24 protein-coding genes, 4 pseudogenes and 1 riboswitch are annotated in these 24,093 nt (G+C 33.8%); of the genes and pseudogenes, 9 read left to right on the top strand and 19 right to left on the bottom strand.

Translation table 11 applies throughout. The annotated features are described in order from the left end of the window. Positions 1-310 precede the first annotated feature (310 nt). From COO03_RS14735 to COO03_RS14715, 5 genes are all read right to left on the bottom strand, one after another. A complete protein-coding gene (locus COO03_RS14735) occupies positions 311-1,513 on the bottom strand; it encodes a macrolide family glycosyltransferase (RefSeq protein WP_097897882.1) in 1,203 nt (400 codons plus the stop codon). A 473-nt stretch (positions 1,514-1,986) separates the two neighbouring features. Next, a complete protein-coding gene (locus tag COO03_RS14730; RefSeq protein WP_097897881.1) occupies positions 1,987-2,694 on the bottom strand; it encodes a hypothetical protein in 708 nt (235 codons plus the stop codon). Between the two features lie 523 nt (positions 2,695-3,217). After that, positions 3,218-4,873, bottom strand: a complete 1,656-nt coding sequence (locus COO03_RS14725) for a putative ABC transporter permease subunit (protein WP_097897880.1) — start codon at positions 4,871-4,873, stop codon at positions 3,218-3,220. After that, positions 4,866-5,591 (bottom strand): ABC transporter ATP-binding protein, encoded by a 726-nt coding sequence (locus COO03_RS14720; RefSeq protein ID WP_097897879.1) that lies wholly within the window; start codon positions 5,589-5,591, stop codon positions 4,866-4,868. The genes COO03_RS14725 and COO03_RS14720 overlap by 8 nt, the downstream gene beginning before the upstream one ends. A 100-nt stretch (positions 5,592-5,691) precedes the next feature. Then, the gene (locus COO03_RS14715; protein WP_097897878.1) at positions 5,692-5,886 is read right to left on the bottom strand and encodes a hypothetical protein; all 195 of its coding nucleotides are present in this window, start codon (positions 5,884-5,886) and stop codon (positions 5,692-5,694) included. 178 nt (positions 5,887-6,064) lie between these two features. Here COO03_RS14715 and COO03_RS14710 point away from each other — a divergent pair, with 178 nt between their 5' ends. Then, positions 6,065-6,424, top strand: a complete 360-nt coding sequence (locus tag COO03_RS14710; protein WP_097897877.1) for a DUF3796 domain-containing protein — start codon at positions 6,065-6,067, stop codon at positions 6,422-6,424. Continuing rightward, entirely contained in the window at positions 6,412-6,615 is a 204-nt protein-coding gene (locus COO03_RS14705) for a helix-turn-helix transcriptional regulator (RefSeq protein WP_097897876.1), read from the top strand. Before COO03_RS14710 ends, COO03_RS14705 begins: the two co-directional genes overlap by 13 nt. 320 nt (positions 6,616-6,935) lie before the next feature. Here the strand turns inward: COO03_RS14705 and COO03_RS14700 are convergent, their stop codons facing one another. After that, entirely contained in the window at positions 6,936-7,955 is a 1,020-nt protein-coding gene (locus COO03_RS14700; RefSeq protein WP_097897875.1) for a tyrosine-protein phosphatase, read from the bottom strand. A 116-nt stretch (positions 7,956-8,071) separates the two neighbouring features. Next, positions 8,072-8,296, bottom strand: a pseudogene (locus COO03_RS14695) (hypothetical protein); the annotation flags it as partial. 133 nt (positions 8,297-8,429) lie between these two features. Here COO03_RS14695 and COO03_RS14690 point away from each other — a divergent pair. After that, positions 8,430-9,269 (top strand): DUF2785 domain-containing protein, encoded by an 840-nt coding sequence (locus tag COO03_RS14690; protein ID WP_097897874.1) that lies wholly within the window; start codon positions 8,430-8,432, stop codon positions 9,267-9,269. Positions 9,270-9,317: 48 nt separating this feature from the next. Here the strand turns inward: COO03_RS14690 and COO03_RS14685 are convergent. The 3 genes and pseudogenes from COO03_RS14685 to COO03_RS14675 form a co-directional block, all read right to left on the bottom strand. Further along, positions 9,318-9,446 (bottom strand): annotated as a pseudogene (locus COO03_RS14685) (tryptophan--tRNA ligase); the annotation flags it as partial. A 248-nt stretch (positions 9,447-9,694) separates the two neighbouring features. Continuing rightward, the gene (locus tag COO03_RS14680; RefSeq protein WP_097897873.1) at positions 9,695-10,546 is read right to left on the bottom strand and encodes a DUF2935 domain-containing protein; all 852 of its coding nucleotides are present in this window, start codon (positions 10,544-10,546) and stop codon (positions 9,695-9,697) included. Positions 10,547-10,673: 127 nt separating this feature from the next. Then, positions 10,674-11,318, bottom strand: a pseudogene (locus tag COO03_RS14675) (sodium:solute symporter family transporter); the annotation flags it as partial. Between the two features lie 192 nt (positions 11,319-11,510). Between COO03_RS14675 and COO03_RS14665 the strand changes: the two are divergent. Together COO03_RS14665 and COO03_RS27090 are read left to right on the top strand one after the other, a co-directional pair. Beyond that, positions 11,511-11,972, top strand: coding sequence for a GNAT family N-acetyltransferase (locus COO03_RS14665; protein WP_097897871.1), 462 nt, complete (start codon positions 11,511-11,513; stop codon positions 11,970-11,972). Between the two features lie 38 nt (positions 11,973-12,010). Next, positions 12,011-12,154, top strand: a riboswitch (cyclic di-AMP (ydaO/yuaA leader). Positions 12,155-12,254: 100 nt separating this feature from the next. Continuing rightward, positions 12,255-12,398: a hypothetical protein gene (locus tag COO03_RS27090; RefSeq protein WP_097897870.1), complete on the top strand. Its 144-nt coding sequence runs from the start codon at positions 12,255-12,257 to the stop codon at positions 12,396-12,398. Between the two features lie 309 nt (positions 12,399-12,707). On the opposite strand, the gene COO03_RS14655 is transcribed toward COO03_RS27090, so the two are convergent. The 3 genes from COO03_RS14655 to COO03_RS14645 form a co-directional block, all read right to left on the bottom strand. Next, a complete protein-coding gene (locus COO03_RS14655) occupies positions 12,708-13,829 on the bottom strand; it encodes a PepSY-associated TM helix domain-containing protein (RefSeq protein WP_097897869.1) in 1,122 nt (373 codons plus the stop codon). A gap of 246 nt (positions 13,830-14,075) precedes the next feature. Continuing rightward, the gene (tsaA, locus tag COO03_RS14650; RefSeq protein WP_097897868.1) at positions 14,076-14,531 is read right to left on the bottom strand and encodes a tRNA (N6-threonylcarbamoyladenosine(37)-N6)-methyltransferase TrmO; all 456 of its coding nucleotides are present in this window, start codon (positions 14,529-14,531) and stop codon (positions 14,076-14,078) included. A gap of 29 nt (positions 14,532-14,560) precedes the next feature. Continuing rightward, positions 14,561-15,316, bottom strand: coding sequence for a class I SAM-dependent methyltransferase (locus COO03_RS14645; protein WP_097897867.1), 756 nt, complete (start codon positions 15,314-15,316; stop codon positions 14,561-14,563). Positions 15,317-15,514: 198 nt separating this feature from the next. Between COO03_RS14645 and COO03_RS14640 the strand changes: the two genes are divergently transcribed. After that, positions 15,515-16,108 (top strand): winged helix-turn-helix domain-containing protein, encoded by a 594-nt coding sequence (locus tag COO03_RS14640; protein WP_097897866.1) that lies wholly within the window; start codon positions 15,515-15,517, stop codon positions 16,106-16,108. Positions 16,109-16,135: 27 nt separating this feature from the next. Beyond that, positions 16,136-17,386: an MFS transporter gene (locus COO03_RS14635; protein ID WP_097897865.1), complete on the top strand. Its 1,251-nt coding sequence runs from the start codon at positions 16,136-16,138 to the stop codon at positions 17,384-17,386. 47 nt (positions 17,387-17,433) lie between these two features. Here COO03_RS14635 and COO03_RS14630 read toward each other — a convergent pair whose 3' ends face one another. After that, positions 17,434-17,982, bottom strand: coding sequence for a CGNR zinc finger domain-containing protein (locus COO03_RS14630; RefSeq protein ID WP_097897864.1), 549 nt, complete (start codon positions 17,980-17,982; stop codon positions 17,434-17,436). Positions 17,983-18,093: 111 nt separating this feature from the next. Here COO03_RS14630 and COO03_RS14625 point away from each other — a divergent pair, with 111 nt between their 5' ends. Beyond that, a complete protein-coding gene (locus tag COO03_RS14625) occupies positions 18,094-19,287 on the top strand; it encodes an MDR family MFS transporter (protein WP_097897863.1) in 1,194 nt (397 codons plus the stop codon). Between the two features lie 75 nt (positions 19,288-19,362). On the opposite strand, the gene COO03_RS14620 is transcribed toward COO03_RS14625, so the two are convergent. The 5 genes and pseudogenes from COO03_RS14620 to COO03_RS14600 form a co-directional block, all read right to left on the bottom strand. Beyond that, the gene (locus COO03_RS14620) at positions 19,363-19,908 is read right to left on the bottom strand and encodes a DUF2179 domain-containing protein (protein ID WP_097897862.1); all 546 of its coding nucleotides are present in this window, start codon (positions 19,906-19,908) and stop codon (positions 19,363-19,365) included. A 161-nt stretch (positions 19,909-20,069) separates the two neighbouring features. Then, positions 20,070-20,449: pseudogene (locus COO03_RS14615) on the bottom strand (ATP synthase subunit I). Between the two features lie 62 nt (positions 20,450-20,511). Beyond that, entirely contained in the window at positions 20,512-21,834 is a 1,323-nt protein-coding gene (locus COO03_RS14610) for a hemolysin family protein (protein ID WP_097897861.1), read from the bottom strand. A 121-nt stretch (positions 21,835-21,955) separates the two neighbouring features. Next, the gene (locus tag COO03_RS14605) at positions 21,956-22,363 is read right to left on the bottom strand and encodes a MerR family transcriptional regulator (RefSeq protein WP_097897860.1); all 408 of its coding nucleotides are present in this window, start codon (positions 22,361-22,363) and stop codon (positions 21,956-21,958) included. A gap of 169 nt (positions 22,364-22,532) precedes the next feature. Then, positions 22,533-22,889, bottom strand: coding sequence for an SH3 domain-containing protein (locus COO03_RS14600; RefSeq protein WP_097897859.1), 357 nt, complete (start codon positions 22,887-22,889; stop codon positions 22,533-22,535). 207 nt (positions 22,890-23,096) lie between these two features. Between COO03_RS14600 and COO03_RS14595 the strand changes: the two genes are divergently transcribed. Then, positions 23,097-23,984 (top strand): DMT family transporter, encoded by an 888-nt coding sequence (locus COO03_RS14595; RefSeq protein WP_097897858.1) that lies wholly within the window; start codon positions 23,097-23,099, stop codon positions 23,982-23,984. Positions 23,985-24,093: the final 109 nt, after the last annotated feature.

Raw genomic sequence — 24,093 nt, 5'->3', positions numbered from 1 at the left:
GTGGGGGAGAGCATCTGGCCATGCATAGAAGCGGTTAGGGCCTTTTTCTGCCACATGCGAAGTAAAAACGAGTGTAAGTTACGTTTTACTCTGCATAGCAGGGAATTTAGATGCCGAAAAATGAAAATGGATTTATATAACAATCAACAATCGTGACTCTATTTCAAATTTACAGTAGGTAATTTCCCGCTCTATATGACACTAAACTACTAAACTGTTAATATGTAGAATAGCAAAAAAAGTGCCTATGTCATGTCGCATAGGCACTTTTTTTGCATAAATGAGATTAGATGCTGAGAAGTTTTTATATTTAAATATCGTATTGACTTTTAAATTTGAAAATTTCATCAACAGCTTGCTGATACCCACCTGATTTTTGAAAGGATTCCCTAATATTTGCAACAGCTTTATGAAAAGATGGATGTCTTAGCACATGATCTGCGGTTTCACGTAGTTGACTTGCAGTCAAGCCTTGCATTTGTAATTTAATGCCGGCTCCAAGATTGGCAACTTGCCCTGCAATTACTGGCTGATCTGCGCTTTGCGGGATTACAATTAGTGGAATTCCGTAATAGAAACCTTCATTGGTACTGTTCATTCCACCATGTGTAATAAATAATTTAGTGTATTTAAGTACCTCAGTTTGTGGAACATAATTTTTCACAATGAAGTTTTTAGGAATCTCCCCTAAATCAGATATTTGAGTTTTTTCCCCAATAGACATAATAACAGTATGATCAGTGTCCTCAAATGCCTTAAAACAAAGCTTATAGAAATCAATTGCTTGGTTAAAAACAGTACCTAGTGAAATGTAAATTGGACTTTTTCCTTTGATTGCAGTAAAGTCGAAGTTTTCTTGTGTTAATCGTGTAGAGATGGATGGCCCTACAAATTTGTATGTTTGGTCAAACGTTTCTCCAAAAGGTTGAAACTCCCTAGTTGTATAAACAATTGTAAGTGGTGCAGGATTACAAAAAGCTTCATAAGGAGAAGTGATTTCAATACCATATTTTTCTTTAATTTTTGTTGTTAGGTTTTGAAAATCATTATTTACCCTTTTAGCAATTTCTGTTGGGATATTTTGTGAAAGATGTTCTAACATTCTTTCAAATGATATTTCAGTTTGAGCAAAAGATGTACACGAATTAATTGCGGGGAGCTTTAGGATTTTGGAAAGTAAACGTCCACAACCAAACATAGAATCGTGAATGATGTAATCAAAATGTTCTCCCTGGATCTGTTCAAGAACGCTAGGTATAATGATATCCGCCGTATATAAAAGACCGTTGATTCTTTCGGATAAATAATTTCTGCCACCTGAGATAAAGGCTTTTAAAAATTTTTGACCGTCAAATGTTCGTACATTAGCTCCCGTCTTTTCAATACGCTCTCGAAAAGCTTCTATAGAAAAATATACCACCTCTTCTCCACGCGAAATAAGCTCTTGTACAACCCCAATTGTTGGATTGATATGTCCTTCTGATCCACCATTAATAAATAAAACACATGCCATTATAACCACTCCTTAAGTCAAACGTTCTCTATATTTAAGTTGAGCAATAGTAAGGATATTGCTTAACTTAAATATAGAGGAAAAACTCACATTTTGAAAAAAGATTGATCAAAATGTGAATTTCTTTTTGGATGAAAATTCATTTTGTATAAAAGGTTTGAGTATAACTCACTTAGACTTCTTTAAACCATCGTTATTTTGATCCATCATAATTTCTTCTAATTTACGGGGAGAACCACTCATAGAACTATGAAATATAATACCTAAAAAATTCAAAAAATAAAAACAATCTCTTGCAGATATATTACCGAAGAGGTTGTTTTTTATCGAACTTTATTTCAAAGCTACATCATTGTGAATAAGAAATAATTTCTATTTTTTATTTCTGGCCACTTTTTAATATTGTATAGATTAAATTTGCAACTTTACCACAAAGATAACCAATTGCCTTTTCCATAAATCATTCCATTTTATTATGAAAGTTTGTTTAATAGTTGGTTTAAATCTTGCTTTGTTTTCGTAGTTAGCGATTTCATCCGTTTCACATCTATTTTTTGTTTCTCAGCTCCTACAATTAAAGGATACATACTTTGTCCAATTGTTTTATAATCAGTTGGATGTGAAGCCTCTAATTCTTTTTCTACTGCATCCCATTTGTCACTTATTTGTTTTCCAAGCTTATTTACTGTGTCTAGCTTTGGATTAGCAACCAATTGTTTATCTAAGTTTTCAATCAGTTGAACAACTTCCTTTACATTTGTTTTCACAGCTATAGTTTGCTTCGTATCTTTCGTTGAAGTTTTTCCATCTGTAGTTTGATCACTTGTTTTCGTAGTCGTTTCTTTTTCTGTCGTTTTTCCATTTGTAGTTTGATCATTTGTTTTCGTAGTTGTTTCTTTTTCTGTCGTTTTTCCACTTGTAGTTTGATCATTTGTTTTCCCAGTTGTTGTTTTGGCATTACTGTCAGTTCCTGATGTTTCCTTTGAATTCTTTTGATCTTTCTCTGTTTTTTCGTTATTTTTCGTTGTAGACGTTTCATCAGCATTTGTTGTTTTTGCCTCTTCTTGTGCATTCGTTTGTTCTTTCTTTGCTTGATCTTTTTCTGCAGAAGGACTACAAGCTGTAATGGAGAGCATTGTACCAATCGCTAAAGATGCAATTGTTATCTTTTTCATTTTCATAAAAAGCCTCCTATATTTACAATTTTATCCTCCTCTTTACGATTCTATTTATCCATAAAAATCCCTTTTTGTTCTAACTATCATCTTTCCGACAGGAATCTCCATATCCGTACGTCATGTAATTATACGTTTCATGTTAATATTCGAGTTTTTTCTACTTGTTTTATATTACATTTGAAAAATATATTGTCGTATAAAGAATATCATTCTGTATTCCCATTCTTTAAAGCAATATCCCTCTATCAAAAGTCCTGATTTTTTGACAATCTACTTATTTCATACAAAAAAATAACTCGATAAAATATTTATTATTTCTCAACTTTTGTTTACATAATAATATTATAAACTATTAATCCATTGATTATTCCCCCTTACCAATCGGGCTTTTACATGGCGTTTATCTCCTCCCTGACTTCTTTGCTTTTATCGAGCTTTGAGGTGGTAGTAATACTGCCCATTCATGCGGGATAAACATGGCTTCTTACAGATAAATCCCCTGCATAAATACAGGGGATTTACTTTATTATTTAATATTTGCTAATATACGTTCTGCACCTAATTGTAAGCTTCGCGTTACGATTACATTTATAATTGTAAATACAATTAGTAGAATAATAAACATACCCCACAAACCAATTCCTAAAACAAAGTATAATGCACATACACCAGCTACGATAACCACATCCATTAAAATGTTCGCAAGGAAACTCCACAAGGTTGTGTATCGACTTTTAAACAATTTTTGCTCTGAATCCCAATGTATGTCCGCTGTTTGAGCATCCCAGCGCGTACCAATTAAATTTGTTAGCCATAAGCCATTTGCGCTTAATAAAAACCATAGCAACATAAAGAGCGGTGAAACACCCGCAACAATAATCATAATTAGGCCAAATACAGCTAAAATGGCTATATTAATAAACCATGCTGTAAATACTTTTGCAAAAAAGATATCCGATGCTTTTACTGGTAAATAACGATTGACAAACCATGAACTTCCATCCCTAGAAAAGGACGTTGTTGCAATAACATTACTTCCCATTAAAAATAAACCTGCACAAAAACCAATGCCAAGAGCTAAACCAGACCATTCTGGATCTTTTACAAACTTAGTTAACCACTGTAAGTTCCCGTCCTGTACGAAAAGAATAAAGAATAGCATAATTGGCATTATGAAAGTTTGCACGATACAATTTATAAAAAATTGTGGTGTCCGGAATAAAGTTTTGAACTCTTTTTTTACATAAGCTTTTATGTGTGAGCTTTGTATAGTTGATTTCTTTAAGTTCTCTGCTGAAATAGCCTCTTTTTTTGCTGTACTTGTTGAAAGTCCAATAACTCCTTTTAAATATGTACGCTGTGCAACATAGAAAAACAATCCGAAAAATGCTAAGGAAATTACTGCAAAAATCACTACATATATAATCCCCTTCCAAGAAGCGTTTTCTATTAATCCCATTGCACCAAAGTATGTTGTTGGAAAATAATTGGTCATCTGAACTAGTAAAGACGATTGATGATCAGCAAAATAATTTGCAACCGCATCCCCTGATACTGCACTTTTGTTTTTCCATTGCATAAATATGTTAATGCCTACAATAAATAATAGAGTTAGCACCCCGATGAACATATTGCTTCGATCTTTATTTTTAGCAATATTTGTATATCGCATAATAACTGTCATTAAGAGTGAGGCAAGTACGAGTGGAATAATAGGGAAAAATATGTAAATCAATATTACATATAAATAATATGTAATAAACGCACCACTTTGCAGACCGTAAACAATGAAAATTGGAAGTAAAATGAAAGATGCCATTACATACTGTGTAATTAATACGGTAATAAATTTCGCTGTAATAATTTGTGCTGGCTGCAGTGGTAATGGTAACAGCGTTTCAACATCATTGTTATAATAAAATACAGTTAAAATATTCGTAATACTAATTACAAATACCCATATGCTTGCAACGGCCAATCCCATGCCAATTATCGATGTTTCCTGTCCAATTGATTTCATTCCAACATACATTCCATATGTAAGTGGACCAATAAGTATAAACCCGGCAAATAATAGTGCTAAAAATGAAAATACATACGCCCACCGTTTCTTTTTATCCGTTATAATATCTGCATAATTTAATTTCAATAATACTTTTGTTAATGTCCAAATTTTATTCATTCCCAGTCATCTCCAAGAACATTTTTTCAAGAGATTCATTGGATTTAAAATGATCTCTCATTTCATTTAAGTTTCCTTGGAACTGCAAATTCCCCTTATTAATGATAGCTACGCGATCGCATAATTTCTCAGCTACTTCTAATACGTGTGTAGAGAAAAATACCGTTTTTCCTTTATCTGCATGTTCTCTCATCATCTGTTTTAAAATAAACGCTGATTTTGGATCAAGCCCTGTCATTGGCTCATCTAAAATCCACACATCTGGATCATGAAGAAGAACACCGATAATAATAATTTTCTGTCTCATTCCATGTGAATAGCTCTGAATTTGGTCAGACAAGGCATTATAAAGGTCGAATTTCTCTGCTAAAAATTGAATTTTTTCCTGCCGGATTGCATTTGGCACCTCATACATATCAGCCATAAAATTCAAATACTCTATCCCTTTTAATCGCAGAAACATATCGGGACTATCCGGAACATAACCGAATGTTTTCTTGGCTTCCATAGGATCTTTCGTCACATCTTTTCCGTTGATCGAAATTGTTCCCTTATCTATTGCGTGAATACCTGTTACCATCTTAATTGTTGTTGATTTCCCAGCACCATTGGGGCCTAAAAATCCAAAAATTTCTCCACTTGGTACCGTTAAACTTAAATCTTTTACTGCATACGAAGAACCGTTATAACTTTTTGACACGTTTACAATTTCAATCATTTTATCCAACCCTTTCCTTTATTACCAATAAACTATATTATGATTATATCATAGTTATATTTTTTGATTTTTGTATTTTTTCAGATTTCAAACTTTATTTCTACCCATTAAAATAAATGTACAAACCTACACCAACTATTAAAATAATAGCTAACAAAATGTAAATCATTGTAAGCCGTGTAATATTTCCTTTCGTTGATTTACTATAATTTTCATCCCCATTTTTTCCTACTATTATCGTCCCAACCACCGTTACTGCCACGAGAAACAATGTAATTACTATCAAATTTGTCATTTTTTAACTCCTCCCTTCGCAACCATTTTACGCTATTTTTACTATTTATAGCGTGTAAATAGTATCATTTTTCTGAATTTTATGGAGGATTTCATTTTTTCTTTTCCCCATGTATGTATTTTGTGATATATTTATAACATAAAGTGATGTATTTGTAACATCGAAAGGAGATCGTATGATGAAGACAACTTGGATAAAATATCTTGGATTCCTTGGCTTTTTTGGATTTCTCGGTTTCTTTTATGAAAAAGGATTGTTTAGTATGTTTTGTTTCTTTTCCTTTTTCACAACGTATAGGAAAGTTCATCACGATGAGCTCTTTGAACAAATTGTAAATAAAGCTTGTCGAAATGCTTTTATCATTACATTATTGACTACTACGATATTTATATTTATTGAAATGTTATTCCCTAATCCAACTATACAAGAAATCGATATCGCTATCATTTTTGGTCTACTTGTTCTTACATTTGGATTTTCTATTTACTTTTACGATACACCAATGGATGAAATGGAAGATGCGCCATGGCGTTCATAACAAAAATAAAAGAATATCGCGCCCATTTACATATGACCCAGGATGATTTAGCAAAACTCGTTGGCGTCCGCCGTGAAACGATAAGCCATTTAGAGAAAGGAAAGTATAACCCTTCCTTACAACTTGCTCATGACATTGCAAAAGCATTGCATGCTTCCATCGATGAAATTTTTATTTTTGATGAAGTTTAAAAGTAAGAGATAAATAAGTCACCCTCTCTTGGTTATGACAGAGAGGGTGATTGTAAATCTAAATACAATGTAATTAAAAATTCTTAATAACAAACCAGACAATACTATATAAATCCATTTTCATTTTTCGACATCTAAATCCTTGCTATGCAGAATAAACAATAACCTACACTCGTTTACTCTTTCTGTTTTTACTTCGCATGTGGCAGAAAAAGGCTCGACCACCGCTTCTATGCATGAATAGATGCTCTCTCCCTCCTAAAAGTCGGTTTTTTAATTGATGTATATATACAGGATTTCTCATCAAAACTATTTATATATTACTTTTCTAATAACAATTGCTTCATCTTATCTAGTTGCTCTTTTGTAAGACCTAATCCCTTTTCAGCATAGACTTCAATACTTCCATATTTATGATTGATTTCATCAATCGCAGCCTGTAAGTATTCCGCACGCGCTTCAAACATAGCACCTAATATTTCTTTACTCTCCTCATTTTGTAGCTTTGCTCCTATAAATGCCAGCATTTTTTGATTTAATTTCTCGCGGAACCCATTGCTTAATAAATAATCTTGCATAACGGTTTCCTCTGGTACACCAAGTAGCAGTAATAATAAAGCAGAACCAAAACCAGTGCGATCTTTTCCTGCTGTACAATGATTTACAAGTGGTAAATTTTCCGGATCTTGAGCAAGCTGCAAGAAGTGCACAAATGCTTCATTTCCCGTTACAAAGTCTTTGTTCATGTTAACTAAATATTCTCCCGGTTTTCCCAGCACCGATAAGTCACCAACTTGGAAAAACTCATTTATATTTAAATCTTTTGCCAAGTCTTGCATGACCGGTAAACATACTTGACGAGCACCAGTGATACTTGGATTTGGTTTATGTTTTACTTCAAAATCTGTACGATAATCACATATTAATTTCAAACCAGATTGTTGCAAATAATTAATATCGGCTTCTGTTAACCCAGCTAATTCTTCAGAGCGATATAATTTCCCCCACTTTACTCTTCGGCCATCTATCGTTTCATAGCCCCCTAAATCTCGGAAGTTAAATGCTCCTTGTAGTGGTAACTTACGTTCTGCTATTGTAACTGCTTGTCCATTACTACCTACCAATCGAAAATATGGGCGTACATCCACACTTGGATTTTTGATTGTACATGATGATTCCCCTGATATTTTTAATAGAAATTCACCATTTCCCTCAATCTGTTCTGGAGAAATACTCCAATAAATACTAACTTCCTCTGGCCCATTTTCCCATTGTATATGTAACATATTATCTTTATTTTGTTCAATGCTTGCTTGTAACCAATTGCTTTGCTGTTTCATTTTTTTCACCAACACTTTCTTCATATAGTCCGCATATATATGAAATGTCTTTTCTTTATTGTATTACAATGAGACTACTTCTGTCCTAACTGTATTTAAGACATTCCATTTTTCATTCCTTTACATGAAGAAAAGATTTCTTTCACCTCTGCAAATGTTGGCTTCATTATATCTAGAAAAAATTCTTTTACCCGAAACATTCCTGCTGGTGTACTGACTTGAAACCAAAGGGTCTCCCACTATTCCCCTTCTTGACGACCTGAAACATTTTCAACATGCCAGTCTTCCAATAACACGGATGGATAAAGCGGAATTAAATGATTGAACTTTTGGTTTAACATAACTGCCCCCTTATCTACCTCAAAGGTTTTACACTGCAATTTCAACATATACTCCTTGCATGAGCAGGGTTGTCCTTGAATATATAGAATACTAGAAAATATTGCACAATTAAAGCACAGAGGAGGTTCATCTTTGAATATCATGACATTGCAACAACAATTGGAGCTTATTCAGCAAAATGATTATACACAAATGCAGAATATCGATATGAATGAGTTAACACTCAACATGCTGCAACATATCGGGACAACTGATAGCTATGTTCGTAATCAATTAATATATGACTGCTTTTCACATTTTATTCAAAATGAATTTCTTTCTCACGATCAACTAGAATTATTGTTAACGACTTGCCTAAGTAAGAAATATTTACACTTTGATATTACTTCTTCACATACAGATGGAGTGTTTACCCGTTCGTATACGGCGCTATTAATTGCTTTAATCATACAATTCGATAACACGCATTCCTTTTTATTACCAGAAACTATTCAAGAAACAAAAAAACAACTCATTGAATATATGAACCTCGAGACAGATTTTCGAGGACATGTCAAAAATAAAGGATGGGCTCATAGCGTTGCACATGTTTCTGATGCATTTAATGAACTTGTTCATAATCCAAACATATCCTGTACTTGCTACGAAGAAATTACGCATTGCTTATTAAATAAAATATTCATTTATTCCACTGTATATCACAGCAATGAAGATGAAAGAATTGTGACTCCTCTTTTATCTATGCTGTACCATGACTTTCCGAAAGAACAATTTTTCTCAATTATTTATAAAAAAATAAAACGACTACCGCAATTTAGAAAGCGACTTTCTCTTGATGAATATTGTATTTTATGTGCCAATATAAAAACATTTTTACGCACATTATTTTTTAGAGCAAGAGAAGACCCCAATCTCACTTCTATCTCGATTCGGGCGGAAAAACTGGTAAGGGAATTGCTAAAGTATTACTAATGCGCTCAAAATATAGATTCATAAGGAGAAAAGAAAATAAGGGAACAATTATCGTTCCCTCTCATAGCCAATCCGCTTTTTAATTTCAGCTAAATTTAGCTTCGCAATTTCCCTAGCACGATTCGCACCTTTTTCTAATGCCTCATACAATAAGCTCGGTGCATTCATATAGAATTTAAATTTCAAAAAGGGGTAAAGTCACATCGCTATCAACTTAAAAATTTATAGCGCCCCCAGAACGAAATTTTTAGACTTTCTTGTAACAAAGAAGCATATTTTATCGGCTTGGTGTGATCTATTTTCTTAACTTGATGGACATGTGACACTACCCCTAATAAGAAATGTTATACTATCACAAGGAAAAGAAGCTAACAATAAATTGTTAACTTCTTTTCTTATGGAAAAAATGGTATCTTCCTTATCTTCTAATATCTAGATTGTGATTTAATATTTGTAAGGTGAGCATCAAACATATCAATTATTTCAAGGAATCTATCCGCTTCACGGAAAACATGGTCTGCTAATAGTGGGTGAATGATACTCTTTATTTTACATTGCTCAATTAAATCACGTGCCGTTTTCTTAAAATCCCGAAGAGCTGTGACTGACACACGATTTTGATCCAGAAATTGATCTAAAAGAGGAACTGTTTGAGATTGTGGTTTCATAGATTCTAAGTCAATTGCTTGATACATCAATTCATCAAAATCATTACTGAAATTCCGGGCCATATCTACAAGCTTTCTTTCGGATGGGTCAAGAAGATGACCAATAAATTTAGCATGGTCTGCCATAATCTTTAAAAAGAACACATTTTCTTTAATAATAGCATCAGGAAGAGCATCCAATTTACCTTCATTTAATTCAATTAAGCGATTTCTAAAATAATTAGCTTCCCTACTTGTATGATCAACTAACAGTGGAAAATTATTTTGTCCTGGCAATTTACATGTGAGAATTAATCCTAGAATTTTTCGTTTAAATCCAAAAATATTAGTTGCAGCTTGTTGTACTTCTGAATTAAATCTTTTTATTTGCTCAGGATCTGTTTGATTTGTATAGGAATGTGCGATTTGTTCGATATGTTCAAACAATTGGTAAAATTGATTAGCCTCTTGGATTAGTTGAGTATCCTCACATCTAAACCCCAATCTAAGAAATAAAGAATGCTCTTTCATGATTCTAGACCAAAAACGAATTTCATTTAATGATCGTTCAACAAACATTCCAGATGTAACACCCGTATCAGGATGTAATGAAGGTTCATTCCTATTCATTCCCAATCCCTCCAGTAAATACTATGCTAGTTCTATTCTTATGAATAGGTATATATAAAAATACCATCAATTTTTGTACATGTATTTTTTCTTTTATTGCTTTTAAAAGAATAGTAGAGATAAACTATGGTACACTTAGTCCCTGATTAGCTAACGTTAACAATTCAGGTTTAACAGCCTCAACAGACTTAAACATTTGCTGAATCCCACCAAAATAGTGGATAGGGATGTATAGGCCTAAAAAAATAACTACTCCCAAAATCATAATATCTTTAATCACAGCTGTCCAAGCTGAGCCATGAATACCAGAAAATATTACATATGCTGTAATAACTATCGCACCTATAACACTTGCAACTACTGGTGAAATAGCTCCGTAAGAAGCTTCTGAGACAATGATTCCTAACCCCTTCATTTGTATACAAATATATGGTATGATCGCTAAACTTCCCACAATAGCCACTATAACCCCCATTACACGACTATCGTATTTAGATGCAAAATAGTCAGGTTATGAAATAATACCATGTTCTTTACCGTATCTCCAGATTTTAGGTGCAATCCGATAAGATATCATATATGCTAGAAATATATACGCGGGCACATAGTACGCAGCAGCACCTTTTGAATACGCCCAACCACTTCCACCTAGAAAAGTAAAAGTCGTATAAACCTCTCCAGCTATTAATGGAAATACGAACAAGGTTCCAAAACCTCTGCCGCCAACTGAAAATTGCTGCAAATTCATCTTTTTTCCTCTTCTTGCTGCTATGCCTAAATAAAGAGATAGGGTTAAGAACTACACATAAAACTGCAAAAGTTCTTGGAATTACCCAAACCTCACTGATCCGTCGGTTAAAAAAATACAATATCCGCAACGAAAAAGAATTGCGTTTTTGTTGTAGGGGTATTAATTTGATGGCTATACCTAACTTAGCCTCTTTTTATGAAAGGAGATCCATTAATGATTTGTAAACTTTCTGCTACTTCTCTTGAAGTAGCATCAGCTATTTTAGCTATCCAAATTCCTGCTTATCAAGTTGAAGCAAAATACATTAACAGTACAGCGATTCCTCGTCTATATGATACTGTACAGGATATTCAAACTTGCAATGAAACATTTTATGGTTATTTCTTTGAAAATAAGTTAATAGGCTTTATTTCGTTTGTAAACGAGGAATCTTTTATTAATATTCATCGCTTAGTGATATCACCAGCCTATTTCCATAGAGGGATTGCAACAAAGTTAATCCTTCATTTATTTCACATATTCCCTAATACGACCAAGTATATTGTACAAACAGGCAAAGCAAACACCCCTGCCCTTTCTTTATATAAAAAACATGGATTTATTGAAGTAGAGGATATTGTATTACCTGATGGACTCATTCTTACGCAATTAGAAAAGACAGAAAAAAATAAATAATTTGACTTGTTTGTTTTATTATGTTATTTTTTACTTTATAAAACCTTTTGCTGAATCCAAAATTTGGAACGGGGGAACCATTTTTGTAGCCTATGCTACTTGGGGCGAATCTTTTTTAAGTAGGGAAACTCTCACTTCCCGAGTCCGACAGCTAACCTCGTAAGCGTAATGGGAGAGGGAAGGTGCTTTTTACTTATGTTACACAGTATCCCTCCTTAACTATAAAGTATATGGAATCGATATCACTAGAAACCTATATTTATAGAAAAGGAGACTTGTACAATGTTACGTTTATCAGATCATGAAATAAAAATGATGGAGCAACGTGTTCGATTGGAACAACAACGTACGTATCAAGCAAGCAAGATTGTAGATAGTTTACATCATAAATACTTTTTCCAGCATATTTTTCAGCCGAAAAGATAAATTAACATGCTAAAATTGCTAATAGGTAAAGATAGAAACGCTATAAATGTAAAAACTATGCTGCACTTTACTAGGTTAGACCTTTCATGTTTTTCCTTTCTCTAAGTGAAAAAACATTATTCGATTTATTCAGAAAAAAACTTCATTACCATGATGTGTAATGAAGTTTTTTTTGCTACGGAAGAACATATGTCCTTTTGATGCTCATATAATTTCCCTTCCCTATTAGGCCTCCTTATTACGATTATGTAGGCACAAAACAAAGCACACTTACCAAACAAGAGACTGCAAAGTTTGTGAATTAAGACACTACGCTGCAGTTACTGAATTTATTTTCTGCTTTCTCCTATTCTTTTTCTTATACCACCACATATATATTCCAGTAAACATTAAAATAGATGGAGTAAGTCCACCGATTACATATAAGACTTTCGTAAATATTCCACCAAATGTTCCTGTATGTAACGGAAGGCGCCAAGTTTGATAGGTAAGTCCACGCTCTACATTTGGATCCATCTTTGCGATTACTTTTCCACTATATTGGTCCATCCACACCTTTATATTCCCGTTGCCTGGATCATACGAACGGCTCATACGAATTTCGATAGCACCTTCTCCCTTTCCTTGTTTCACCTTCTCCGGAATTCTCACTTGCATAACTGTTCCTTCTGGCACTTCTTTTTCAGCTGTATGTAACAATTGATCAAGAGGAAGCTTTCCTCCTGGAAGTGGTTTAGAAATTAGCTGCTCTTTCGCTGGCATCGCAGTAGCCTTTGCACCAAACCATCCAAAAATAGTTTTATCATATACCAAAAGACCACCCGTTAACGAAACGATAAGTAAAAATGGAACAGAAACTCCACCAATAACTCTATGTAAATCAAATTGCTTTACATATGGATTCTTGCTTTGACGAATCATAAATCCACGCTTCCATTTTCTGATTCCAGGCCACCATAAATATAATCCTGATAAAATAATAAAAAAGAAAATAAATCCAATTATACCTACAATCTCTTTCCCCTTAAAGTCATTAAGAAGTAAATGATAATGAAGCTCGCCTACTTGATTAAAAAATGCTTTTTCTCCTAATTCTCCATTAATTTTACCGCTACCTGGATCAATATAAATTTCTTGTTTTTCTTTTCCTTCTTTCACACGAAATAAGTAAACACCTTTGGCACTTGGTTCATCAGGTGTATACACACGCTGAATTTCACCTTTAGGGTGTTCTGCTGCTATAGTTTGAATTGCTTTCTCATAAGTAACCTTTTCACCTTCTGTTACTCTGTATAAATCAGGATGTACTATACGATTTATCTCGTGTTCAAAAACAAGTAAACTTCCTGTCAATCCAATTAGCACAATAAACATCCCAGCTATCATACTAAGGTATAGATGAATCTTCCCAATCACCTTTCGTACTTTCATATATGTCCCCCTTAATTTTATAAAGATCAAATTAATATTAAGGATAATGATTATCATTGTCAATAATAAAAAGTTAGTTTACTTTTTATTTTTAATCCATTACATATTTCTTCAAAAATGAGTGATCTATAAATAAACAAAGAAAGAGAGAGAGAATTGAAATATACATTCCGCTTCTCCCTTTCTTTGTTTAGCTAACAATTTTATAATGTATCAATCTATATATAAAATCATATCTCAGTACTGTTAAAAATAATTCTTCATTAATTCACCCATCCAATTTGGAACACGAACATTATTCCTTACATCAAATTCAGGAATATATGGTTTTATATCTAAAATAGCTGTTTGATCATTCGCATCTAATCCCTTTACTGTAATAACATTGTTTTCTACTTCTACTATCTCAACAGTAGTGATTCCAATTGGATTCGGACGATACTTTGTCCTTTGCGCAAAACATCCCTTCTCATCAAAATCACTTAAACCTCTTGGCTTTCTAACCCATGATGTATTGTCTTCTTTGAAATCGTCCATAAAAGACAGAATAATAGCATGTGAATATTCCTCTAGCCCAATTAATCCTTCCGTATACTCTGGATATATCCGGATATTAGAAATAACATTCCCCCAATTGCTATACACTTTTTCATGAACAGCAGACTCTACCTCACCAATGACATTCATATTAATACTACTCACTACTATCACCTTCTTCTTTATACAATAACTTACTTTCTTGCTTTAACAATTAAAGTCGTCGGTAGCATTCTTGCTTTATACAGAGAATAATATTTCATAGAAGGCTCAGCTGTTTGCGTATCAAAGTCACTAGATGGCTCTCCTTCTACTATTCTTTCAATTGTAAATCCGGCTTTAACGAGTTCATTTATGTATGTACTTAATTTTCTTTTATATAACACAGCCTGTACATCTTCACCTTTAAATGTTTGAAATATAATCGGCACTTCCTCATGATATGAAGATTCCAAAGCAATTTCCGGTGTTCCATACTTTAAATTCGAGTAAATAGGATGCTCCCAGCTAAAAACAAAGCTGCCACCCTTTTTTAAATATGAATAAATAAGCTCCAATGTTTTTGATAAATCTGATGTCCATCCTAGCGCATAAATGGAATATACAATATCAAAATATCCTTTTGGAATATCTGTTTCCTTCTCCATCGCAGCACATATCAAATGTGGATTCCACTCTTGTAATGTCTGCTTCGCTGTTTCAATTTGTGTTGAAGAGAGGTCCACGCCCCATAATTCTTGTGCTCCATGCTTCGCCATGTATGCTAAAGAATGGCCACTGCCACAACCTATATCAAGAACCTTTTTATTCTTAATCGTATCAAACAAATGAATTTCATCTTCAGAAACAGTATACGGCCCGTACTTTGGCAAAGAATCTACCTGAAAAAAGTAAGGTGCTACTACATCCCAGCACTTTTTATTTAGCTCTAACATTTTTGTTTGTTCCATTTCTTGACTCCTCCTCTATTCCCATCATCTTAAATGCATGTCATATCCTCATATTTAATCATTTATTACTTACTATACATGAAACCCCTCCTTTTTGTTTGTTTATTTTTAAATTTCAGAAATAACTTTCTTTTCCTCTATATATGTAATAAAATCGAGTTAAATAAATTTAACCGGTTAAAAAAAGGATGGTGCAAAATGAAACAAAAAGCAATTTCCATTATTGAAACATACGAACAATTAAAAGCAATAAGTGATCCATTGCGTACAAAAATACTTATATACTTAGTCGAAAAACCATATACAGGTCACCAACTTGCCCAGCTTTTAAATCTTTCTCGCGCAAAAATACACTATCATCTTCGCGAACTAGAAAAACACAACATCATTCAATTAGTAAAAAAAGAAGAACAGAGAGGAAATATTTTGAAGTACTATCAAGCTATTTCACGTGGCTTTATTCCTGCAGATCACTTACTTCACTACGTTGAATCACAAGAGGCAACGAGACAATCCTATTTGGAAGTGTTACATCGTGCGCAAACCAGGGTATTAACTGCTCCAGATTCATCATTCAATTTAACATCTTCTCATGTTGAAGATTGGCCTAGTATATCGATGCAAACAGAATTTTCATTAACAGAAGAACAATTTATAAAGTTTTTAAACCAGTATAGAAACCTTGTTAAAGAAACCTTAAAAAGCTCCACAGAAACTGATACCAATAAAAACTTTTATGTTACTATCACAGGCTTTGAAATTGGTCAACTACTGTTTAACCAAGATTCATAATTCATTATTTATAGGGAGGAATATTCATTGAGTGAACCTTTCATATCACAACAAGTTCAACCTAAGTATACGAGTATTTCATTATTTAAAAACCGTGCATTTTTATTCCTTTGGTTATCAAGTACCACTTCTTTTCTTGCTCTTTCAACCTACCTATTTGCAGAACAATGGTATGTTATTCGGGCCTTAGGTCAGGAATCAGCGCTTGGCATTGTTATGATGGTAACTATGGTCCCACGGGTTCTCCTAATGACTGTTGGAGGTGTGTGGGCAGATCGTTTTAAACGTTCAAAAATCATGTTAGTTTCTAGCTTCACGCGTTGTTTACTCATTTTTGTTATGATTACTTTATTACATTTACACTTATTAAATTTATGGTCATTACTGGTCTTTGCACTACTGTTTGGAATTCTAGATGCTTTCTTCTCACCAGCGAATCAATCCCTTCTTCCTCTTCTAGTCCCAAAAGAGATGTTAACTCGATCTAATTCTTTTATTCAAACTTCCAATCAAATTGCAATGTTTGCCGGACCAATGATAGGTGGCTGGATTATTACCACTAGTTCTTTCTCAAGTTTATTTTTCTCCGTTGCCTGTTTCTTAGTAATTTCATGCACTTTCACATTATGTATTAAAGAAAAAAAGCTTTCACTTTCTTCTGAGCAAGCATCTGCCAAACAAGAGCTACTAGCAGGTTTTCAATATGTATGGAATATGCCTTTTTTAAAATCCATACTTTTCATTTTAATGACAATTAATGTCTTCTTCTTTGGCCCTTTACTTATGGGAATTCCATTATTAGCGAACGAAGTATTACATGGAAAGGCAGTAGAGGTAAGCTTTTTACAAAGCTCTTATCAAGGAGGAATGCTAGGGGGCGCTTTATTAATTGGACTTTTAAATATTAGAAAAAAAAGAGGGCTTTCTATTCTAATACTTATTTCTTTTCTTGGTATTTCTCTTTCTTTTCTTGGTCAAATATATATTTTATCGCAAGGAATCATTTTACTTGTGATGATGGGTTTCATGTCTTCTATGATTAATATACCACTTGTTTCTATTATTCAAGAAAACAGTGAAACAGATAAACTAGGGAGAGTTATGAGCTTCGTAAGTGCCTCTTCCAACGGTTTAGTTCCGTTATCCTATGCCTTTGTATCCATATGCTTAACATTTGGTACTCCTATATCTGACATTCTACTATATTGTGGCTGTCTCATAACTATCTCCTCTTTTCTTTTTCTAATAAAATGTAAAATTATACGTGATACAAATTAAGTAAACAGTGCAGTATTTTTAATGAAATACTGCACTGTTTCTAGAAATTAAACGTTGTAACCTGACCGCCCTTTTCTCTTCGCACGATAATTTTTCACTTTCGCAATCGTCCCGCACGCTCTCCCTTCTTTACTACCTGCATACATACCACACCAGCGTTTACTTCCATTGCGAGAATGATCGTAAAAGACCCAGCGGCAATCCGGACATGCTTTTAATCGGCCCCACTTCTTTTGATCAATAGCCGTCAAAATAATTTGTAAAATCATCGTATAGAAATTTTGTTCTCCAATTGGTTCATATGTAATAGCGTCCATATTTTCTGTCACACACACGCGAAATGGATATTTTTCAAACCACTTTTGCATTGCATTTTGCTCCTCAACTGCAAAACGAATTCCATCTCGAAATCGTTTCAGCTCGTCCAACGTACCAAACGAAAACTCCTCATCAAAATGAGTTCTCATAAATTGAAATACATCGTCTATCGTATTCAGCTCATCTATCGGATTTCTTGTGTCATTTGGAATTCTCCATGTATTTAAAAAATCTCTTACAACTTCTAATTGTCCTGGTGCCTCTTGGCCATGGCTCAAATCCCTTCACCATCTTTCTAAAATTTACTTTTTTCTGACTTTATGTATAATAATAATATAAAATAGTTAACCAGTAAAAACTTTTAATGGTTACATTGTAGGAGGCTGTCTATGAAAAACTTTTCAATACCTATACGTGTTATACTCATTTCATCATTTTTTATGGCATTTGGATACTTTGCTGTATATGCTTTCCTTGCTATCTATTTATCGAGTTTTTTACACTTTTCCGCCATGCAAGTAGGAACAATCTTAACGATTATGACGATTACATCACGAGTTATCCCTTTATTTTCTGGTATCATTGCCGACAAAGTTGGCTATATGATTATGATGATATCCGGCTTGCTATTAAGAGGTATTGGCTTTATTTGTTTAGGAATATTTTCAGAGTTCCATACGATTTCCATTTCCGCTTCGCTAATTGGATTTGGAAGTGCATTTTATGAACCGGCTGCTCGTGCTGTATTCGGCTCACAGCCAGCTCATTTCCGAAAAGATTTATTTACATATTTAAACCTCGCTTTTAACAGCGGTGCGATTATCGGTCCAATTGCTGGTAGCCTATTACTCTTATGGAGCCCTTTATACCCATTTATACTTAGCGGATCACTCATGTTATTATTTGCTATCATTTTTTATCTTCTTAGATCTCACTTCCAAGTTTCTACTGAAAATGTACAAATCTTATCTGGGTTAAAAGCCGTTTTTGAAAATAAGCATTTTCTTTCATTCTCATTTATCATGATTTTCTTTTATATTATGTTTACTCAGCTTACTGTAGCTCTTCCGCTTCATATGACGAACATTAGCCATAGTACAAAGTTAGGTGGACTTGTTATTACAGTGAATGCAATTACAGGCGTTTTGTTTATGGTTGTATTTCGAAAAATCTTCCACAAATACAACACACTTTCGATTGTAAAATGCGGTGTGTTGTTAATGGGGCTTTCTTTTTTACTTATTCCTTTGGTTTCACATCCATATTGGCTATTTGGTTGTGTCATTTTATTTACAATCGGTGAAACACTTGTATTACCTAATGCCGATATTACAATTGCAAATTACAGCAATGAATCTTATACAGCTACATATTTTGGATTTTATCAACTATCACTCGCTATCGGATTTATGATTGGGAACTATACCGGAACATGGTTTACATCGAGCTTTAAAGGAATGGATACACCTTGGATTATTTTCGGCGGAATAGGACTGTTTGGTTTTATTTCACTCCATTTTTTTAAAAATATAGCGCAAAAACATAAAACAGATTTATTAATATCTGAAAAGAAAAGTATGTAACTTTAGCCTCCTAAATGAATTGCCTTTGCAACCTCTAAAATAAAAAGGAGAAGCATCTTTCAGCTTCTCCTTTTTTCATGATGCATGATCTTTCTTTTTCATTAATGCTCGTTTTTTCATAGCTTTTGTTAAATAGCCACCTTTGAAAGAACGAATCTCATAAGAAGACATAAATGCTTTCGGCGCAATCTGGTTAATAATTTCTAAGAGTTCTTTCTCTCGTGAACGTTTCGCAACAATATCCAAACGATAGCGGACGGAATTTATCCCTTCCCCTTCAAATACTGTTACCCCAAATCCAGCATGTCTTAATTCATCAACTAATTCATTACAACGGTCTAGTAAACTAACTTGATACGTAATATATCCAATTGCTAATTTATTTTCTATATAACCACCTAATAAAAGTCCGGCGCTAAAACCGATCACATAGGCTACAATATTCATCCAATTTGATAAATCCTGAAATACAATTCCTAAACTTACAATGTAAATTGCCCCTTCTAACAATCCAACACCCGCAGCGGATCTTGTTTGATTCTTTACAAGCAAAATCGTCCGGATTGTTAAAACTGGAACATAAATAATTTGAAGTACAAAAATAAGTAGCGCTTGTAACATTTTCATCCACCTCTTTCAAAAAGTCTTTTGTCATAATAACATATATAACCTTTAGAAAGCGATGGGATTTCTAAATTTTTTTAGTTTTTTATGAAAAATAATCAAAAGGACATAAGAAGATAAAAAAGAACCATTTTCCAGTTCTTTTTTATCTTCTTATTTTAAATTCCCTGTGATTTTTTCCTGTTTTCCTCTTCTTCTTTTACTAACTGTACATTCGCATACGCTAAATTCGCGATCATTAAAAAGTGATCACCTAAAATCCCTGTACAAAATGCTCACATTTCCATTTCATGTTCAATTTCATACATAATGACGGCTCCTACTATTGCAGCTGCAAACCGATTTAAAACCTCTATCCCAGGAACTTTTTCCTTAAGTACAATACCCCGATTTTCTCCACTCGTCGGGCTAATAACCAAAGCAATATGCACTCACTGCTAATCCGATATCAAACCCTGCTACTTGTTTTGAAAACGGAGTAACAACCCACATAAGTAGTAAACCACTACAATTGTAGTCGATATACACGTAAGGCTATTTAAATCAAAATATCCACCTCTAATTTCAAGTTTTACTTTGTATAAGAAAAAAAGCAGCAACCTACACAGTTGCTGCTTTCTCTTGTTGATGATCAATTTTTCGAATTTCAACGCGTTTAATTTGATAAGCATCTTTTTCAAGTACTTTAAACTCATAATTTTCGGCTTCGACGCACTGTCCTTCTTCAATTTCATGATTTTGCATCATAATCCATCCACCAATTGTATCCACATCTTCTTCTTCAATGTGTAATCCAAATAAATCTTTCACTTCTGTAATTAACACTTTTCCATCAACGATTTTGTGATAATCATTTACATGTTGAATTGGCGGATCTTCGTCTTCATCATATTCGTCACGAATTTCACCGACGATTTCCTCCAATATGTCTTCAAGCGTTACAATCCCAGCTGTTCCTCCGTACTCATCATATAACACAGCCATTGGAATTCGCTTTTTCTGCATTTGCAGAAGTAAATCATGAATTGGAGTTGTTTCCATAACTTCAATAGTCGGACGCATATACGTACGAATCGATGACAAATCTTCTTTATCATTTTTCATATATCGAATAAAGAAATCTTTTACGTTAACCATACCAATAATATCATCTTTATCCTCTCCAAAGATTGGATAACGCGTATATCGCTCACTTTGGATCACTTTCATGTGCTCTTCTACTGAATCTTCGAGATAGAAGCCAACAATTTCTGTTCGTGGCACCATAATCTCTTTTGCAATGCGGTTATCGAATTCAAAGATATTATTTACATACTTATATTCTGCTTGGTTAATTTCTCCACTTTCATAGCTTTCAGAAAGAATAAGACGTAATTCTTCTTCAGTATGTGCGACTTCATGTTCAGAAGCTGGTTTCAAACCGAATAAGCCAGTTACAACACGCGCTGAACTATTCAGTATCCAAATAAATGGATACATCACTTTATAGAACATCATTAAAGGTCCAGCAAATAACAATGTTACCCTTTCAGCCTTTTGAATTGCCATCGTTTTCGGAGCTAATTCCCCTACTACAACGTGCAAATATGTCATCGTCATAAATGCAAGACCAAAAGTTAATACATGTGAAACGGAAGGATTTAAATTCCATTTCTCAAATAATGGATGTAACAGTTTCTCTATTGTCGGTTCACCTAACCAACCGAGTCCCATCGCTGTAACTGTAATACCTAATTGACAAGCAGATAAATATTCATCTAAATTCGATGTTACCTTTTTCGCCGCTAACGCACCGCGTTTTCCTTCCGCAACAAGCTGATCAATGCGACTTGAACGTATTTTAACAATCGCAAACTCTGCTGCTACGAAAAATCCAGTAAATGCGATTAAAATCGCAACCATGACTAAATTAAATATTTCCAATGAATCCCCTTAGTTAAAAAACTAAGGTGTCCACCTCCTGTATACTATAATGTTTTCTGATTTGATTCCGTTAGAAAACATAGCGCTATACAGAAATTAAAGGGGATAGATACAATATATACTATACAAACATGCTCAGTGCTTGCATTAAAGCTGTCGTTTGACCAGATAAAGATTTCGATATTTTTTCACGTTGTGAAGCAGTCAATCCATCTAACAGAGGTTTCAACTGCGTTAACTCTGTTTCTAATCGATGGATATGTTCTGTCACTTCATTCACTTGTTTCGAAACGTGTTCATTGACACCGAGCAGCTTCTTCTTCTCCTCGACCCTCTCTTTAATCTCACAAAGCGGCATATGCATTTCTTTGCATTTCTCAATAAATTGTAGTGTTTCAAATGCTGTTTCGTCGTAATAGCGATAATTAGATTGAGATCGCTCCGCTTTTAAGATACCTAGATTCGTATAATAATCAATCGTTCGTTTCGATACGTGAGCCAAGTGAGCCAACTGTCCGATTCGATACACCTTCCCAACGATCTTCCCCCCTCAGTTATATTAAGGACATCATACAATACATAAACTGTACAGTCAAACGTGATGGTTTATTATTTATAATATATGCAAAAAAATCACCATATATTTTAACAAAAGCTTTAAACGCAAAAATATGTATCTACTTACATTTTGAAAATTTTCACCTATATTGCTTTAAATTTTGTTTTGGTACCCAGCCTTCAGCTTCTTTTTCTAGATTTCCACACCATATCCATCCATTCCATTCATGTAAACCAATAAGGATCTCTCCTACTTCTATATTCAATTCCTTCGCCGTATATCCTTCTAAAATGAATCCTGTACCATCTGCATTGCGTTGTATCAGTTGCTCTGGTACCCAGCCTTCCCGATTATTTCGCTCTTCGTGGCAGTATACCCAATTATCCCAGTTTTCAGGTCCTGCATATTTCTTACCGATTAAAACCATATCTCCTTTTTCTAGACAAATAGGGTCTCGGTAATTACTCACATGCGGCCAAATAGCAATATATTTCATAACACCCTCCAATAATCTGAAAATTAAGTTATAATCTTATTATACATTAGCACAGAAAGGAGAATACAGATGTACTATAGCCATTTATTCGAAAACGACCAGCCAGTTGTCCGTCTATAAACTAGGGCGGGCATTTGTATAACAAATAAACTATGCCTCGTCTTAGGGATCCTATACAATCCTAAAAATAGACGGAGGTACTTCACTATGAAACAAACCATTTTAGGAGCTATATGTTTATCTCTTGCAGCAAGTATTTGGGGTGGTATGTACGTTGTAAGTAAATATGTACTAGATTTCGTTCCCCCGCTTACGCTTGTCTGGCTACGCTTTATCATCGCTTTTTTCATTTTATATATAATTTTGAAAACAACAGAACAAAAACATAACAAGAAGATACGTATTCATAAACGGGACTGGTTCCTTTTTGCTTGGATAGGTTTCATTGGCTATTTCATCTCGATTACATGTCAATTTATTGGGACGAAATTATCAGATGCCCACACAGGCTCTTTAGTTACATCAGCCACTCCAGCATTTATGGTCGTATTTGCTGCTTTAATTTTGAAAGAGAAACTAACTGCTCGCAGAATATTTTCTACCATTTTAGCTACAATAGGTGTCATTATCGTCATTGGATGGGATATAGAAGTTCGTTCATATTTTATTGGAACACTCATTTTAGTAGGAGCTGCTGTTACATGGGCTTTGCTATCTATTTATGTAAAAATTGCTTCTACTCGCTTTTCATCCTTAGTCATTACAACGTATGCAATATTCTTTGCACTATTTTTTATTACCCCCTGTATGATTTGGGAATCGCAATCGAATCCAATTGAACATGTAAATATCTATGTACTGCTAGGTATATTATATTTAGGGATCATTTCCACTGCAGGTGCTTTTTTTCTGTGGAATAAAGGACTTGAGCTAATGGATGCTAGTATTGGCTCACTATTTTTCTTTTTTCAACCTATTGTAGGATCCTTATTAGGATGGTTACTTTTAAATGAAACATTAAATAGCAATTTTTTTATTGGTGGTACCCTTATTATATTTAGCGTAGTAATTACTACATTTGAAAAGAACAAGTAGGAATCACACAAAAACACAGGCTATAAAAAATACAGCCTGTGTTTTTATTTTCTACTAAGAAAAGGATCACATACATTTATATGTAAGTGATCTTGATGTTTCATTTACC

This window comes from Bacillus sp. AFS098217 (genome assembly GCF_002551815.1).
Classification (GTDB): domain Bacteria; phylum Bacillota; class Bacilli; order Bacillales; family Bacillaceae_G; genus Bacillus_A.
This window is presented reverse-complemented; position numbering and strand designations above follow the sequence as displayed.

Excerpts from the sequence above, each read along its gene's own strand:
- COO03_RS14625 (WP_097897863.1), top strand. The coding sequence starts at position 18,094 with ATGAAAAACTTTTCAATACCTATACGTGTTATACTCATTTCATCATTT.
- COO03_RS14700 (WP_097897875.1), bottom strand. The coding sequence starts at position 7,955 with ATGAAACAGCAAAGCAATTGGTTACAAGCAAGCATTGAACAAAATAAA.
- COO03_RS14715 (WP_097897878.1), bottom strand. The coding sequence starts at position 5,886 with ATGACAAATTTGATAGTAATTACATTGTTTCTCGTGGCAGTAACGGTG.
- COO03_RS14640 (WP_097897866.1), top strand. The coding sequence starts at position 15,515 with ATGAAACAAAAAGCAATTTCCATTATTGAAACATACGAACAATTAAAA.
- COO03_RS14620 (WP_097897862.1), bottom strand. The coding sequence starts at position 19,908 with ATGTTACAAGCGCTACTTATTTTTGTACTTCAAATTATTTATGTTCCA.
- COO03_RS14705 (WP_097897876.1), top strand. The coding sequence starts at position 6,412 with ATGGCGTTCATAACAAAAATAAAAGAATATCGCGCCCATTTACATATG.
- COO03_RS27090 (WP_097897870.1), top strand. The coding sequence starts at position 12,255 with ATGTTACGTTTATCAGATCATGAAATAAAAATGATGGAGCAACGTGTT.
- COO03_RS14735 (WP_097897882.1), bottom strand. The coding sequence starts at position 1,513 with ATGGCATGTGTTTTATTTATTAATGGTGGATCAGAAGGACATATCAAT.
- COO03_RS14680 (WP_097897873.1), bottom strand. The coding sequence starts at position 10,546 with ATGAATAGGAATGAACCTTCATTACATCCTGATACGGGTGTTACATCT.
- COO03_RS14730 (WP_097897881.1), bottom strand. The coding sequence starts at position 2,694 with ATGAAAATGAAAAAGATAACAATTGCATCTTTAGCGATTGGTACAATG.
- COO03_RS14720 (WP_097897879.1), bottom strand. The coding sequence starts at position 5,591 with ATGATTGAAATTGTAAACGTGTCAAAAAGTTATAACGGTTCTTCGTAT.
- COO03_RS14710 (WP_097897877.1), top strand. The coding sequence starts at position 6,065 with ATGAAGACAACTTGGATAAAATATCTTGGATTCCTTGGCTTTTTTGGA.
- COO03_RS14600 (WP_097897859.1), bottom strand. The coding sequence starts at position 22,889 with ATGAAATATATTGCTATTTGGCCGCATGTGAGTAATTACCGAGACCCT.
- COO03_RS14655 (WP_097897869.1), bottom strand. The coding sequence starts at position 13,829 with ATGAAAGTACGAAAGGTGATTGGGAAGATTCATCTATACCTTAGTATG.
- COO03_RS14645 (WP_097897867.1), bottom strand. The coding sequence starts at position 15,316 with ATGGAACAAACAAAAATGTTAGAGCTAAATAAAAAGTGCTGGGATGTA.
- COO03_RS14665 (WP_097897871.1), top strand. The coding sequence starts at position 11,511 with ATGATTTGTAAACTTTCTGCTACTTCTCTTGAAGTAGCATCAGCTATT.
- COO03_RS14725 (WP_097897880.1), bottom strand. The coding sequence starts at position 4,873 with ATGAATAAAATTTGGACATTAACAAAAGTATTATTGAAATTAAATTAT.
- COO03_RS14595 (WP_097897858.1), top strand. The coding sequence starts at position 23,097 with ATGAAACAAACCATTTTAGGAGCTATATGTTTATCTCTTGCAGCAAGT.